The 14,990-nt window shown below is 45.6% G+C and carries 11 protein-coding genes and 1 pseudogene; 9 read left to right on the forward strand and 3 right to left on the reverse strand.

Features of this window, described 5'->3' with window-relative positions; all coding sequences use genetic code 11:
- Window positions 1-170: 170 nt before the first annotated feature.
- The 6 genes from AM228_RS33285 to AM228_RS22020 all read left to right on the forward strand — a co-directional run bounded on the left by AM228_RS33285 (window position 171) and on the right by AM228_RS22020 (window position 7,996).
- The gene (locus tag AM228_RS33285) at window positions 171-311 is read left to right on the forward strand and encodes a hypothetical protein (RefSeq protein WP_156331966.1); all 141 of its coding nucleotides are present in this window, start codon (window positions 171-173) and stop codon (window positions 309-311) included.
- Between the two features lie 93 nt (window positions 312-404).
- Complete coding sequence (locus AM228_RS33290) at window positions 405-551, forward strand: hypothetical protein (RefSeq protein ID WP_156331967.1); 147 nt, start codon at window positions 405-407, stop codon at window positions 549-551.
- Window positions 532-981 (forward strand): HNH endonuclease, encoded by a 450-nt coding sequence (locus tag AM228_RS22005; RefSeq protein ID WP_156331968.1) that lies wholly within the window; start codon window positions 532-534, stop codon window positions 979-981. Before AM228_RS33290 ends, AM228_RS22005 begins: the two co-directional genes overlap by 20 nt.
- Window positions 982-995: 14 nt before the next feature.
- Window positions 996-3,011 (forward strand): DNA-directed RNA polymerase subunit gamma, encoded by a 2,016-nt coding sequence (locus tag AM228_RS22010; RefSeq protein ID WP_054469096.1) that lies wholly within the window; start codon window positions 996-998, stop codon window positions 3,009-3,011.
- 93 nt (window positions 3,012-3,104) lie between these two features.
- Window positions 3,105-7,280 (forward strand): DNA-directed RNA polymerase subunit beta', encoded by a 4,176-nt coding sequence (locus AM228_RS22015; RefSeq protein WP_369817794.1) that lies wholly within the window; start codon window positions 3,105-3,107, stop codon window positions 7,278-7,280.
- A 338-nt stretch (window positions 7,281-7,618) separates the two neighbouring features.
- Complete coding sequence (locus AM228_RS22020) at window positions 7,619-7,996, forward strand: metal-sensing transcriptional repressor (protein ID WP_082349001.1); 378 nt, start codon at window positions 7,619-7,621, stop codon at window positions 7,994-7,996.
- Between the two features lie 287 nt (window positions 7,997-8,283).
- Here the strand turns inward: AM228_RS22020 and egtB are convergent, their stop codons facing one another.
- Window positions 8,284-9,630 carry an ergothioneine biosynthesis protein EgtB gene (gene egtB, locus AM228_RS22025; RefSeq protein ID WP_082349002.1) on the reverse strand — a complete coding sequence of 449 codons (1,347 nt, stop codon included), beginning with the start codon at window positions 9,628-9,630 and terminating at the stop codon, window positions 8,284-8,286.
- Window positions 9,614-10,432: an ergothioneine biosynthesis protein EgtC gene (gene egtC / locus AM228_RS22030; RefSeq protein ID WP_054469099.1), complete on the reverse strand. Its 819-nt coding sequence runs from the start codon at window positions 10,430-10,432 to the stop codon at window positions 9,614-9,616. The genes egtB and egtC overlap by 17 nt, the downstream gene beginning before the upstream one ends.
- 234 nt (window positions 10,433-10,666) lie before the next feature.
- On the opposite strand from egtC, the gene AM228_RS33295 reads away from it, so the two are divergent.
- The 3 genes and pseudogenes from AM228_RS33295 (at window position 10,667) to AM228_RS22040 (ending at window position 12,551) form a co-directional block, all read left to right on the forward strand.
- Window positions 10,667-10,828 (forward strand): hypothetical protein, encoded by a 162-nt coding sequence (locus tag AM228_RS33295; RefSeq protein ID WP_156331969.1) that lies wholly within the window; start codon window positions 10,667-10,669, stop codon window positions 10,826-10,828.
- Between the two features lie 30 nt (window positions 10,829-10,858).
- A pseudogene (locus AM228_RS22035) lies at window positions 10,859-11,374 on the forward strand (DNA polymerase beta superfamily protein).
- A gap of 445 nt (window positions 11,375-11,819) precedes the next feature.
- The gene (locus tag AM228_RS22040) at window positions 11,820-12,551 is read left to right on the forward strand and encodes a hypothetical protein (RefSeq protein ID WP_054469100.1); all 732 of its coding nucleotides are present in this window, start codon (window positions 11,820-11,822) and stop codon (window positions 12,549-12,551) included.
- Window positions 12,552-13,277: 726 nt separating this feature from the next.
- Here AM228_RS22040 and AM228_RS22045 read toward each other — a convergent pair.
- Window positions 13,278-14,636 carry a sensor histidine kinase gene (locus tag AM228_RS22045; RefSeq protein ID WP_082349003.1) on the reverse strand — a complete coding sequence of 453 codons (1,359 nt, stop codon included), beginning with the start codon at window positions 14,634-14,636 and terminating at the stop codon, window positions 13,278-13,280.
- Window positions 14,637-14,990: the final 354 nt, after the last annotated feature.

Consider the following 14,990-nt stretch of genomic DNA (forward strand, 5'->3'; position numbering starts at 1 on the left):
GCTCCCATCGACCCCTACCGTTTAGCTAACAACTAACAACTAACAACTAACAATCAAGTTTCTAACAATCAACTTTCCAACTTTCCAAAAAAGAACAATCAACTAATAACCATCAACCACCAACCACCAACAAACAACAACCAACCACCAACAAAGAACAGATTCAAACTATGCCAAAACTAGAGCAACGCTTTGATTATGTAAAAATTGGGTTGGCTTCACCCGATCGCATTCGGGAATGGGGCGAAAGAATTTTACCGGCGGAGTTGGGCTTGTGTACGATCTGCATACCCGCCCCCCCGTATAGTTAAAATGCTGATTAAAATGCCTATTAAAATGCCCCAGTCGCGCAGTAAACACGGCTGAGGCGTTACCAACGTATCGAGTTAAGGACCAACGTTGATATGTCCCATTATGTCACAGTTCCTCCTCAACTTCTAGGAGAATTAGTCGAATCTGGTTGTATTATCTATATCGGCCCAGGCAATGGTAATGGCTACGGCGTTAAGCGGGTTCAGGGCAAAAAGTGCTATGCTCATCGATTGGGCTAAGTTAGGAAGACCACTAAAGCAGGGATACTGCGCCTGTCACACCTGTGATGTCCGTAACTGCATCAATCCTGAGCATCTATTTGAGGGGACTTACTCGGAAAATACCTTAGATGCGGTTAAAAAGGGTCGATATTGCAAGCATAGTCAAAAGTTATCGGAGTCAGAGATTTGGGAAATTAGGCGGCAGTTATATATGAAAAATAGCCATACAGAATTGGCGCAAATGTATGGTGTCACTGTAGCTCGGATTGGCCAAATCAATAAACTTTATTTTCCTGAAACTGTAGTTAAGCCGAAACTTAATAAGGAGATAGCTGATGAAATTAGAGGGCGATTGGCGGCAGGAGAAAAAGGTTCTCATTTGGCTAAGGCTTATGGCGTTAGTGACAGAATGATTCGGAAGATTAAAAACGGTGAGGTTTACAAGTAATTGCAGGACGAATTATGCCAAAACTAGAGCAACGCTTTGATTATGTAAAAATTGGGTTGGCCTCACCCGATCGCATTCGGGAATGGGGCGAACGCATTTTACCCAATGGCCAAGTAGTCGGAGAAGTCACTAAACCAGAGACTATAAATTACCGCACGCTCAAACCTGAAATGGACGGTTTGTTCTGTGAGCGAATCTTTGGCCCAGCAAAAGATTGGGAATGCCACTGCGGTAAATACAAAAGAGTACGCCACCGGGGAATCGTCTGTGAACGCTGTGGCGTCGAAGTCACCGAATCCCGCGTCCGCCGCCACCGCATGGGCTACATCAGACTAGCCGCCCCCGTCACCCATGTTTGGTATCTCAAAGGCATACCTAGCTATATGTCCATCCTACTGGATATGCCCCTACGAGACGTAGAACAAATCGTCTATTTCAACTCCTACGTCGTCCTCAGTCCGGGGAACGCGGAAAACCTGGCTTATAAGCAACTACTCACAGAAGACGAGTGGATGCGGATTGAAGATGAAATGTATGTGGAAGATTCCGACCTAGCCGGAATCGAAGTAGGCATTGGCGCCGAGGCAGTGCAGCGGTTGTTGCAAGACTTGAACTTGGAGCAAGAAGCCGAATCCTTGCGCGAAGAAATTGCCAACTCCAAAGGCCAAAAACGGGCAAAGCTAATTAAACGCTTGCGGGTAATTGATAACTTTATTGCCACAGGTAGCTGCCCCGATTGGATGGTATTGGAATATATCCCGGTGATTCCTCCAGACCTGCGCCCAATGGTGCAGTTAGACGGGGGTCGCTTTGCCACCAGTGATTTAAATGACTTGTATCGGCGCGTAATTAACCGCAATAATCGCCTCGCCCGGTTGCAGGAGATTTTAGCCCCAGAGATTATCATCCGTAATGAAAAGCGGATGCTCCAAGAAGCCGTCGATGCCCTGATTGATAACGGTCGCCGGGGCCGCACGGTGGTGGGGGCAAATAATCGTCCCCTGAAGTCCCTGTCAGACATTATTGAAGGGAAACAAGGTCGTTTTCGGCAAAATCTCCTGGGAAAACGGGTGGACTATTCTGGCCGTTCGGTGATTGTGGTCGGCCCAAAACTGGCCATTCACCAGTGTGGTTTACCCAGAGAAATGGCGATCGAATTGTTCCAACCCTTTGTAATTCATCGGTTGATTCGCCAAGGACTGGTGAACAATATTAAGGCGGCGAAAAAACTGATTCAACGGGGCGACCCAACGGTCTGGGATGTGCTCGAAGATGTGATTACCGGCCATCCGGTGCTGTTAAACCGTGCCCCGACGTTGCACCGTTTGGGGATTCAAGCCTTTGAGCCGATGCTGGTAGACGGACGAGCGATTCAGTTGCACCCCCTGGTCTGTCCGGCATTTAATGCGGACTTTGATGGCGACCAAATGGCTGTCCATGTCCCCTTGTCCTTGGAAGCTCAAGCCGAAGCCCGTTTGTTGATGCTGGCTAGTAACAATATTATGTCTCCAGCGACAGGTCAGCCGATTGTGGCGCCTTCTCAGGATATGGTGTTGGGCTGTTATTATTTGACGGCAAATAATCCCCAGGGTCAAGAAAGTGCTGGCAAGTATTTTGCCAATATGGATGATGTGGAAGTTGCCTACGACCAGAAACAGGTTTCTTTGCATACTTTGGTCTGGGTGCGCGTTGACCCAGAGATGGAGATGGAAACCGATAAGCCAGAAGAACCACCGGAAGTTACCCAGTATCCAGATGGCACGGTGTTAAAGCTTTATTGGATGCCGTTAGAGATTAATTTGTTGCCTCAGTTGACCGAAGCACCCCAGCAAATACAGCACTCTGATGGCACCGTGGAGCAATTGACCAGTTTGTCCCGGGTAATTACTGATGCTACAGGTCAGGTGATTGCGTCTTATATTAAGTCTCGCCAAGTTCGAGAAGTTAAAGGACGGCCAGCTTCTCAGTATATTTTGACTACCCCTGGGCGGATTATCTTAAATCAGGCGATCGCCCGCATTTTGGCTTAGAAACCCAGCCTTGGAAATTCGGAAAAAAACCGGGTTTCTGGAGGGTTTCTGGAGGGTTTCTGGAAACACAACTAACTAAGAGAACTTAAGAGAATTAAGATGCAAAAAATCCGTTTTCTCAACCGAGTTATTAATAAAGGGCAGCTAAAAAAGTTAATGGCCTCAGCCTTTATTAATTATGGGACGGCTCGTTCAGCCCAGATGGCCGATTGCTTAAAAAATTTAGGATTTCACTACGCTACAAAGGCAGGAGTTTCTATTAGTGTAGATGACCTAAAAGTTCCGCCGTCTAAACGGAAATTACTCCTAGAAGCAGAACAGGAAATTTCTGAAACCGAAGCCCGTTATAGCCGAGGAGAAATTACCGAAGTCGAACGATTCCAGAAGGTAATTGATACTTGGAATGGCACCTCTGAAGCTTTGAAAGATGAAGTGGTGAAATATTTCCGCGCTTCTGACCCGCTCAATAGTGTCTATATGATGGCATTTTCTGGCGCCCGGGGGAATATTTCTCAGGTGCGGCAGTTGGTGGGGATGCGGGGTCTGATGGCTAACCCCCAAGGGGAAATTATCGATTTGCCGATTAAAACTAATTTCCGCGAAGGACTGACGGTGACGGAGTATATTATCTCCAGTTACGGGGCGCGGAAAGGTTTGGTGGATACCGCTTTGCGGACGGCAGATTCGGGGTATTTGACCAGACGTTTGGTGGATGTGTCCCAAGATGTGATTGTCCGGGAGGTGGACTGCGGCACGGAACGCGGCATTGTTCAGCGGGCCATGACTGATGGTTCTAAAATCTTGATTCCTTTGAAAGACCGGCTGCTGGGGCGGACGGTGGGCAAAGATGTGCTCCATCCCCAAACCGGAGAGGTTTTGGTAGCCCGAAATCAGGTGATTACTCAAGAGTTGGCTGGGGTAATTGATAAGGCAAAGGTGCAAGAAATATTGCTGCGATCGCCCCTAACTTGTGAATCGCCCCGGTCGGTCTGCCAAACTTGCTACGGCTGGAGTTTAGCCCATGCTCACTTGGTAGACCTGGGAGAAGCGGTGGGGATTATTGCTGCCCAATCCATTGGCGAACCAGGAACACAGTTAACTATGCGGACATTCCACACCGGAGGGGTCTTTACCGGAGAAGTAGCCCGCGTGGTGCGATCGCCAATGGCGGGAACGTTGCGCTATGACAAACAATTGCGGACTAGACCATTCCGCACCCGTCATGGAGATGATGCCTTTGTGGTAGAAAATCTCACTGGGGAAATCGTGGTGGTAGGGGCAGGAAATGCAGAGGAACAAAGTTTCACCGTAACCCAAGGGACAACAATTTTAGTCAAAGATGGCGGCGCCGTAATCAGTGACCAAATCTTGGCGGAAGTGCCTTTTTCGGGACGCACCGCCCGGAAAAATACAGAAAAAGCTACTAAGGATGTGGCCTCGGATTTGTCTGGAGAGGTGTTGTTCGCCGATGTGGTGCCAGAAGAAAAAGTTGACCGCCAAGGAAACTCCACCCGGATTGCCCAGCGCGGTGGTTTGCTGTGGGTTCTCTCCGGGGAAGTTTACAATTTACCCCCAGGGGCAGAGCCAGTAGTGAAAAATGGCGATCAGGTGGCTTATGGCACTACTTTGGCCGAAACTAAGCTGGTTACGGAAAATGGCGGGGTGGTGCGACTGCCTGCGGAATGTCCAGAAGGAGAAATCCCCCGCGAGGTGGAAATTATTACCGCTTCGGTGGTGCTCGACCAAGCGAAAGTCAGAGAGGAATCTTCCGCTGGTCGGGAAATGTACATGATCGAAACAGTCCACGAGCAGTTATTTTCTCTCAAAGCCGCCCCAGGGACTAAGGTTCTTTCTGGGCAAGTGGTGGCCGAACTGATTGACAATACCTATCGCACCCAAACCGGCGGCATGATTAAATATGCCGGGGTGGAAGTGGCCAAGCGGGGTAAAGCCAAACAGGGTTATGAGGTGGTCAAAGGGGGTACGCTGTTGTGGATTCCCGAAGAATGCCATGAGGTGAATAAGGATATCTCTCTGTTGCAGGTGGAAGAAGGTCAATATGTGGAAGCCGGCACAGAGATTGTTAAGGATATCTACTGCCAAAATAATGGGGTAGTGGAAATTGTCCAGAAAAACGATATTCTGCGCGAGGTGATTATTAAGCCCGGTTCAATTCATATGTCCGATGACCCAGAGGAGATGATGAACCTGGATGGTCAGTTCGCCCAAGCGGGTGAGGAAGTTCTGCCCGGACTGGTGGCAGAAAACCTGAGTTATTTGGAATATGTGGAAACTACCGAAGGGGCAGCTATCTTGCTCCGCAAGGTAGAAGAGTTTGCGGTTCCCGACGAGCCGTCGGTGCCGTCCCAAGAGTCGATCGCCGATAGTACCGGGCGATCGCAGATTCAGTTGCGTTCGGTGCAGCGGATTCCCTACAAGGATGGCGATCGGGTTAAGTCCGTAGAAGGACTGGAACTGCTGCGAACTCAGTTGGTGCTGGAAATTGGCAAAGATGTGGCTCAATTGGCCGCCGACATTGAAATTGTCCCCGATGAAGAAGATGAAACTATCAAGCGCCTACAGTTGGTGATTTTGGAATCATTGGTGATTCGTCGGGATGTGATGGCCGATGCCACCAGCGGCAGCACCGTCACTCGCTTATTGGTGAAAGATGGCGACCAAATTGAGCCGGGTGCCTGTGTAGCGCGGACAGAAATTTTAGGTAAGGAAGCTGGGGTGGTGCGCGGTATTCGTCAAGGGGCGGAAGCTGTGCGCCGGATTTTGGTGATGCGATCAGATGACCAAAAAACTATTTCCGTGCCGACTAAACCTAAAGTAAAAGTGGGCGACCTGGTGGTGGCCGGAACCGAAATTGCCCCGGGCGTGCCTGCGGAGATTTCTGGGGAAGTTTTACAGGTTAATCCGTCGGCGACGGATTCGGGCAGCAGTTCGGGGGGCAGTTCGGGGGGCAGCTATCAGCTATTGCTGCGAGAAGGCCGTCCCTATCGGGTGTCCTCTGGTGCGGTGTTGCACGTGGATGATGGGGCACTGGTACAGCGGGGCGATAACCTGGTGTTGCTGGTGTTTGAACGGGGTAAGACCGGGGATATTATCCAGGGTTTGCCTCGGATTGAGGAATTGCTGGAAGCCCGCAAACCCAAAGAATCTTGCGTGTTGGCCAAGCGCCCCGGTACTACAGAGGTGGTCTATGACCAGGATGAAAATGTCGAGGTCAAAGTCATCGAAGATGATGGCACGGTGACAGAGTATCCCATTAGCCCCGGGTTGAATGCGATCGTTTCAGACCATCAATTAGTTGCCGCTGGGGAAGCCCTGACTGATGGGCCAATTAATCCCCATGAGTTGCTAGAAATTTTGTTTAACTGGCAGCGGGAACAAGTGGGGAATTTTGAAGCCGCGTTGAACAGCTTTGAACGAGTGCAGCACTTCTTGGTGAATGAGGTGCAGTCGGTGTATCAGTCTCAGGGGATTGATATTTCCGATAAGCATATTGAGGTGATTGTGCGCCAGATGACCAATAAGGTGCGGATTGATGACGGCGGCGATACCACCATGTTGCCGGGAGAATTGATCGAACTACGTCAGGTGGAACAGGTGAATGAGGCAATGTCGATCACTGGCGGCGCCCCGGCAGAATATACGCCAATGCTGTTGGGGATTACTAAGGCTTCGTTGAATACCGATAGCTTTATTTCCGCAGCTTCTTTCCAAGAAACTACCCGCGTTCTGACTGAGGCGGCGATCGAAGGTAAGTCCGACTGGCTGCGCGGTTTGAAAGAAAACGTGATTATCGGGCGGTTGATTCCCGCTGGTACGGGCTACAACGCTTATGACCAACTTGCTGGTGCGATCGATGTGGAACCGGACGATGAGGATATTATCGAAGATTACTTTGATGACGACCAGACCGGCTTGCTAGACGACCAGACAGCCCGCAATTATGGCGCTTGGGCGGAAGATGAGTCTGGGCTGACCTTGGTAGGCGAAGAACCCGGAAAAAATCGGTTTTCGACTTTGAGTTACGACGAAGAGTCAGAATTTGACTTGGGAAGTTCGGCGACGACTCGCAAGTCTAAGGGACGCGGGAAAACCAGCCAAAAAGGTCGGCGAGCAGGGCGATCGTCTCGGTTTGTATCGATTGTTGACAGCGATGAAGATTTGCTGCCACAAATCCTTGATGATGAGGATTTAGATGATAAGGATGACGATTTCTTTGATGATGATTTCGATGAGGACGACGATATGTAATTCGTTGGGCAAATAGTGAAGAGTAAATAGACGTAGGTTGGGTTTCGTGCCTCAACCCAACTTGCAGAGAGTAAAGAGTGAATAGTTAAGAGTGAAATGAAATATCACTATTCACTCTTCACTATTCACTCTTAACTTTTCACTATTCACTCTTAACTTTTCACTCTTAACTTTTCACTATTCACTCTTTACTCTTAACTTTTCACTATTCACTCTTAAATTTTCACTTTTCACTCTTAAATTTTCACTTTTCACTCTTTAATCTTAACTTTTCCCTCTTAACTTTTCCCTCTTAAATTTTCACTTTTCACTCTTAACTTTTCACTGTCTAAATCACCATGAATCACCATGACCACAATCAGAAGAATCATATACACGAGGAAAATCAAGAAAAAGACGGGGAAATTGCCGGTGTGGACGAAAAAAGGTCTGATTCCTCTCATGTTCATGTTCATAGTGAGGAATCTTTGCGGTCAATTGTTAATAGATTATCCCGAATTGAGGGACATATTCGGGGGATTAAAACAATGGTTCAAGAGTCGCGTCCTTGTCCAGAAGTGTTGATTCAAATTGCGGCAGTCAGAGGGGCTTTGGATAAGGTGGCTAGGGTGATTCTGGATGAACATTTAACGGATTGTATTGCCAGAGCCGCTCTTGAAGGGAATATAGAACAGGAAATTGAAGAATTAAAGGCGGCTCTTGACCGTTTTTTATGAAATGTTATTTGTTGGGTAGGGATTCTTTGTTTGTTGGGGAACGGGGAACGGTTATCAGGAGCCACTGCGATCTTGGGGTCTCCCCAAGTCTAGCAAGTGGCGTGGAACGGGGAAAGTGAAAAGTGGTAGGGGCTTTCTGGCCATATAGCCTGACGGATTATGCTTCGCAAGGACGCCCGTACAAAAAAAATATCACTCTTCACTATTCACTCTTCACTATTCACTTTTCCCTCTTCACTCTTCACTATTCACTCTTCACTTTTCACTTTTCCCTACACCCTCTCTTTTTATTTGGCACAGCGAAATCCGACAAAGATTTGCCGAATCCAAGGCTGATACCAGTTGCGAAAACTGCCCCGAATAACCCAAGGACGAGTGACACAACTACCGCCTCTAAGGACTTGGTGTTGATTGTCAAAATATGTCATGGAATATCCCGGATAGGGATAAGCTTCAAAACCTGGATATCCGGCAAATTTGCTGGCTGTCCATTCCCAGGCGTTGCCCATCATGTCATAGCAGCCGTAGGGACTGATGCCCTGTGGGTAGGCATCGACTGGGGTGGTGGGGGGATTAAAGGGGGAGTTAAGAGAACGATTGTGGTTACAAAGGTGCGGTTGAGGGGGTTCTTTGCCCCAGGGATAGATTTGCTTTTGTTGGGTTTTTGGATTCCAACAGGCGGCTTTTTCCCATTCCGCTTCCGTGGGTAGTCGTTTGCCGACGAAGTTGCTGTAGGCTTCGGCTTCATACCAACTGACGCCACAGACTGGGTGGCGATCGAGGGAGTCAGAAACCGGCTTTATTTCAGAGAAATCCGGTTTCGTCCAGTATAGGGGTTCGGTGATTTGTGCTGCTTGGCGCCATTGCCATCCTTCTTTTGACCAAAATTCAGGATTTTGGTAGCCTCCATCGCCGATAAATTGGCGATATTGACCTCGGCTTACTGGGTAGCGATCGATGTAGTATGTGGGCAAATACTGAAGATGACGGGGGCGCTCGTTGTCGAGGGCGGCGATCGCATTTGACCCTTGGGCAAATTCACCCGCAGGAATTTCTATCATTTCGTCCAGGACGGGTTCAGAAACCGAGTCAGAAACCTGGTTTCTTGTCTGGTTCTTTTGGAGTTGTAGCAGAAACAAAATAGTTTCACAGTGTTGACTTTCATGTTGGACGATGAAGTGCCAAAGCCTTTCTTGACTGTCTATAGGCGCAATTTCTAGGTACTGCAAGACTTTTTGCCGAATGAGTTCTAGGTTTTGGCAGGTTTCTGCTAAGGTGGGCAGGTTAATTCGTTGATTTTTCGGTAAGCCATCGGCAGCATAAAGTTGATGATATTGAGGAAACATCGGTGGCTGTTGAGCGCAATGTTGGAGCAACCATAAGGCTTCGGTGTGGCCAATGTGACCTAGGTGCCAGCCTACGGGACTGAAGTCGGGGTGGATGTGCTGACAAAATATTTCATTATTTAAGGAGGCAAAAATTTTTAGGGTGCTGGCGCGGCATTGCTGCATTGCTTCCCGGATTTGCGATCGCGATGACTGGGTAAGCGATGACTGGGTAAGCGATGACTGGGTGGGCGATGACTGGGTGGGCGATGACTGGGTGGATAGGTTGGACTCAGATGGGTAGGACATGGGTCTCCATATTTTCTGTGATGGTGAGAAAACTTTGTGGGGCACAGAGATGCCAATCCCCAATGAATAAGGGTTCTGAGGCAATGATGGCAGAGTGGGGAAAGGAGTTATGGTGAGATAACCAGTAAAGGGTTGGGGGTGTGGCACCTAGGGAGTAGCGAGTAGCAACAAGTTCCCGTCCGTTGCTGATGATTAGGTTGGCGGATATTTTGGTGGGGTTTGAGTTGGCTAGGTGGTTAAGGCTGTGTATGGTGTCTTTCAGGGCTGCGGTGATTTGAGCAATGTTGGCAGGTTGCTGGGGGCTATGGGCATTGCTGCGAGTTTGTAAGTGGTGGATGAATAGGGCAAAGATATGTTCTGAGTCGGTGCTGCCTTGTATGAGTTGGTAGGCGGTGTCGTTGAGGAGATCGCGAATTGGTCGGTAGAGAGTTTGGCGGAAGTTTTCAATAAATCCGTTGTGGGTGAAAAGAAGACGGCCATGCTTGAAGGGCTGGCAGTTACTCAGGTCTACGGGTTGTCCGGCGGTGGCGCTGCGAATATTAGCAAGTATGCAGCCTGACTGGATGTAGCCGCTGAGTTCTGGGAGGTTGATGTCACTCCAGATGGGTAGGATGTTTTTGTATATAAAGGGGTCGGTTTCTGCGGTTGAGTGATACCAGCCAATGCCAAAGCCATCAGCATTGACGACTCCAGAAGTCATTTCTCGCGGCTGATAGCTTTGAACAATTAGAGAGTGTTCTGGTTGGTTTAGTAGGCGATCGAGGGAAATTGGTTGCCCTAAGTAGCCGAGTAAGCGACACATAATTTTGTTGTTGGTTGTTGGTTATTGGTTATTGGTTGGTGGTTGTTGGTTGTTTGGGTTGGCTGAACCTGTTTGAGTTTGGCAAAGCATTGTACGACATAGAGGGAATTTTGCTGGAAAAGCGATCGCATATTTTTAGATTTACTTGACTAATGGGGTTGACATAATACAGTATGTGCTACATAATAATACATAGCCTTCCAGCACATAACCAGCACATAAAAGCACGATTTTATGGTTGAGACGGTCTATTGGTCGGAAGGTGCTTGGTCGGAAGGTGCTTGGTCGGAAGATGATTTGATGCAATTCAAGAGCGGTTTAAACTGGCGATCGCGATATCAAACCAGCTTGATTATTCCTGAACTCGCCAACCCCCAAAGAACCAAGAACAAATAACTGTCTAACAAATAACTAAAACTAAAATAGATGAATCATAAAAATCAGGATTTATTAAAAGTGCTTAATCGTCAGCCCTATCCTTTGCTATTTATAACCATTAGTGGCTCACATTTATATGGATTTTCATCGGCGGATTCGGATTATGATTTACGGGGGGTGCATATTTTACCCATCCGGGAAATTATTGGATTAAATCCCCCAAAATAAACCATAGAAATCTGTGAAGTTCAAGAACATGGATTCCCAGTTGATTTAGTCACTCACGAAATCAAAAAAATTTTGGTACTTTTGCTGAAAAAAAATGGCTATGTTTTAGAACATTTGTATTCACCAATGGGGGTGATCCACACTCCGGCATCCGAAGAACTCAAAGAACTAGCCAAAAGTTTTATAACTCGTCACCACGCCCATCATTATCTGGGATTTGCTCGGAACCAATGGAAATTGTTTGCACAAGACAATCCACCCAAAATAAAGCCACTACTCTATGTATTCCGAGTTTTACTTACCGGGATTTATTTAATGCAAACTGGTAAAATATAAGCAAATATTATTGAATTAAATCAAGAGTTTAATCTCAGTTATATTGCTGATTTAATTGCGAGAAAAACCGAGTCATTGGAAAAATCTGTCCTTGCCTTGACCTAGGCTTCTACGAATCAGAATTTCAGCGACTTTCCTGGGAATTAGAAAAAGCTTATGATAAAAGTCACTTACCGAATGAACGAAGTTCTAAAATTTTACTCAATGATTGGTTGATTAGAGTGAGATTAGAAAATTTTTCTGGTTTTACTTAACAAGATATTTTTCTGTCTAATTATTAAATTATAAGCAATTAATTATAAGCGATATTTAATTTTTTATTCAGTAATAATTAACCATTAAACAACAAAAAGCAATTGGGTAATAAATATTAGACTAAAATTTTATCGTTATTTAACAATAATGATAAAATATCTAAATTAATTTATAAACAGGAGATGGAATAATGGCAAAATTAAATCAGATTATTGCGATAGAAAAAGGAATTAAAAGCCAGTCGGTTCAGCAAGTAGCCGAAACTCAACGGACACTGCAAAAGTATTCGTTATTTTCTGGGATTAGTCGCACCTATCGACCAAAAGATGAAGAAGGTGAACAACTTCCCCCAGAGTCAAATAAAGTTCAGGTGACGGCAGATGAGATTATTCACGAAACCCGAGAATTTTTGACGAAACTTTTTGATATTACGGCAACTAAAGACTGGACTAATTGCCATGCACGGGCTGATGTGGTGGTGAATGGTCAAACGTTGTTAACCCAAGTGCCGGTGAGTTATTTACTGTTTCTAGAAAAGCAGTTATCAGATTTACACGCTTTTATTAAAAAGTTACCAATTCTTGATGCTTCCGAGCGTTGGACGTTCGATCCAAATTCTGATTGTTGGGCTACCGAACCTGTGCAAACTTTGAAGACTTTTAAGATGCCGCGTAACCACGTTAAAGCGGAGGCGACGGAACATCACCCAGCCCAAGTTGAGGTTTATTATGAGGATGTGACGATTGGCTATTGGCGGACGGTAAAATTTTCTGGGGCTTTACCAGCCCAACGGATTCACGAGTTGTTGAATCGCTTAGAAAAGTTACAACAAGCGGTTAAGTTTGCCCGGGAAGAAGCAAATAATGCTGAAGCGGAAGAACAGAGAGTTGGAGACAGAATTTTTAATTATCTGTTTTCCTGATTTTTTTGGATAATTGCTCCGAAAATTGAATGAGGCTATTCCGCAAAGCGGATCGATCAAAGCGAATCGCGGCCTTATGTTATTAGAGCAAATTTATTCTGCAAGGAGCCCACGATAGTGGGCTTTTTTATGCCTGAAAAATTTTTGTCAAATTTGACAAAAATATCTAGATTTTCTTGTATTTTTTGATAATTTAAGCTATGATGATATGAGAGTACAAGCTAAAGCTAAACCTTTAACTTAAACCGTACTGACGTTACAGTGTAGGTTCGACTCCTACCCCTGCACAAGAAACCGGGTTTCTGCTTTAATTTATGCCGAAAATCAGAGTTTAAATTAAGAAACCCGGTTTCTGGACTCCGGGGTAGCCCAATTGGTAGAGGCGGCGTCCCGTACAAATTCAAAATCAGCTTATTACTCTAAGTTAAATATTCATCGCCGATCGCCTAAACAATCGTTGGGTTATTCCAGTGTCGAGATGCTGGCTCATCTCCAGCCTGGGGCTCCAACTTGCCCCGGTAGTTTAATTGGTAAAATACGACTTTAATTTTAAGCTAAACCCTGACTTAAATGTGAGGGCGTGTGCAAATGGGCGATATTTTAAGACCCGTAGCAGGACAGCGCTACGGGCCTTTGTTTTTGGTTGTTGGTTGGTGGTTATTGGTTGGTGGTTGTTGGTTGGTTGTTTGGGGGTGGAGGAAAAGTTAGGAATAACGAATGACAAATTTAAGTTAACGGTAGTAAAATTTCAAATTCAGTGCCCATCCCCAAGGTTGAGGTAAAGTTCAACTGACCACGGTGTTTTTCCGTGATAATTTGATGGCTAATGGCTAATCCTAATCCGGTTCCTTTCCCGACTGGCTTGGTGGTGAAGAAGTTGTCAAAAATTCGTTGCTGAATTTCTGGTTTGATGCCAGGGCCATTATCGGCAATTTTAATGGAAATCCAATGATTTTGGTTAATGATTTTTCTAGCGGTGGTAATTTCAATGGTTGGTTGCCAGCTATCTTCGGTGGCAGGCTTTTCGACTTTTTCCATTAAGGCATCTAAGGCATTGACAATTAGATTCATTAAGACTTGGCTGATTTGCCCAGAGTAGCAGTTGAATTCTGGTAATTCTGTGTAGTTTTTGTTGATTTTAATGCCTTTTCTGATGCGGTTGTTTAAAATTAATAGGGTGCTGTCTATACATTCATGCAGATTGGCCGGTTGACTTTGGTTGCCATCCATGTGCGAAAAGTTTCTCATGCCGTCGATAATTTTGGTTAAGCGATTAGTGGCTACGTCCAGGGTTTGCATCACTTTTGGCAAGTCTTCTTGTAAAAAATCAAACTCTATTTCTTCTTTGAGGTTGAGAATTGCTTCCGGTTCCGTTGATAACTCTTGTTTGTATGTATTGACTAGGGTTAGTAAGTCTTTAATGTAGTTGACTAAAAAGCCAATGTTGCCACTAATACATTGAACTGGGTTCCTAATTTCATGGGCAATTCCGGCAACCATTTGACCTAAGCTGGCGAGTTTTTCGGTTTGAATCAGTTGGGCTTTATTTTGTTCTTTGATTACTTTGGTGGCGAGTTCATGAATTTGTGATTGGGCGACTAAGAGTTGATGCACATCCAATATTCGGTGACATCCGGGCGTTAATTCAACGATAATCGGTTCATTGAGGAGTTCCGGCGATCGCTGTAACACCCGACGGGCAGCCATGACAATTAAGGTGTTTGCGGGAAATACTAAAAACTCCGATTGGGTAAACTTATGTAAAGTTTTTAAAGGTCGGCGGGAAAATAATTCTATTCCGTAAGGCCGACTCATGTGTTCTAAGAATTTCCACCGGGAAATTATACCGACTAATTGGTTGCGATCGCTTAAAATTACCCCTGGAATTAATGGATTGCTATAAAAAACTTGGGCGACTTCTTGACCGGGTTTTTCCCAGTCGATTTGAAAATCATAAAGCTCTAGTTGGTCAATGGTTGAGTCTAAGTGTAATTCTTTCTCTGGGGATGAGGGAGCGATCGCTCCCTGATGAGAATTTGGTGACGGATAAGTCTGGCAAGGAGCGGGGAAAGTTAATCCGACCATAAGTAAACCTCAAATATACAAATATAATTTTTTCTTTAGATTCATCGCTTAATCTTAATATTGAATTTTATCAAATTTATTGGCAAAAACGCAAATTTGCTCTTTTCTTTAATCAAAGATTAAATTTAACTATTGCTTTACTTATTTTTAACCCTTTGAAGCAAAAAAATACCTATGGGTTATAAACCTGTTTTTTATCCCACCAAAGAAATTAAGCAACATAAATTTATCTAAAAAAGCCGGTTTATTGACTTGGGGTTTTCAGTTGGCTATATGCTGCGGTTTGGTCAAGTTTGGTTAAAACCGCGATCGCCTCTTGTTTGATATTTTCCATAATTTCATCTCCTATCTATC

It is taken from the genome of Planktothricoides sp. SR001 (genome assembly GCF_001276715.1).
In the GTDB taxonomy this organism is placed as follows: domain Bacteria; phylum Cyanobacteriota; class Cyanobacteriia; order Cyanobacteriales; family Laspinemataceae; genus Planktothricoides; species Planktothricoides raciborskii.

Excerpts from the sequence above, each read along its gene's own strand:
- AM228_RS22005 (WP_156331968.1), top strand. The coding sequence starts at position 532 with ATGCTCATCGATTGGGCTAAGTTAGGAAGACCACTAAAGCAGGGATAC.
- AM228_RS33285 (WP_156331966.1), top strand. The coding sequence starts at position 171 with ATGCCAAAACTAGAGCAACGCTTTGATTATGTAAAAATTGGGTTGGCT.
- AM228_RS22045 (WP_082349003.1), bottom strand. The coding sequence starts at position 14,636 with ATGGTCGGATTAACTTTCCCCGCTCCTTGCCAGACTTATCCGTCACCA.
- AM228_RS33295 (WP_156331969.1), top strand. The coding sequence starts at position 10,667 with ATGGTTGAGACGGTCTATTGGTCGGAAGGTGCTTGGTCGGAAGGTGCT.
- AM228_RS22010 (WP_054469096.1), top strand. The coding sequence starts at position 996 with ATGCCAAAACTAGAGCAACGCTTTGATTATGTAAAAATTGGGTTGGCC.
- egtC (WP_054469099.1), bottom strand. The coding sequence starts at position 10,432 with ATGTGTCGCTTACTCGGCTACTTAGGGCAACCAATTTCCCTCGATCGC.
- AM228_RS22040 (WP_054469100.1), top strand. The coding sequence starts at position 11,820 with ATGGCAAAATTAAATCAGATTATTGCGATAGAAAAAGGAATTAAAAGC.
- egtB (WP_082349002.1), bottom strand. The coding sequence starts at position 9,630 with ATGTCCTACCCATCTGAGTCCAACCTATCCACCCAGTCATCGCCCACC.
- AM228_RS22020 (WP_082349001.1), top strand. The coding sequence starts at position 7,619 with ATGAATCACCATGACCACAATCAGAAGAATCATATACACGAGGAAAAT.
- AM228_RS33290 (WP_156331967.1), top strand. The coding sequence starts at position 405 with ATGTCCCATTATGTCACAGTTCCTCCTCAACTTCTAGGAGAATTAGTC.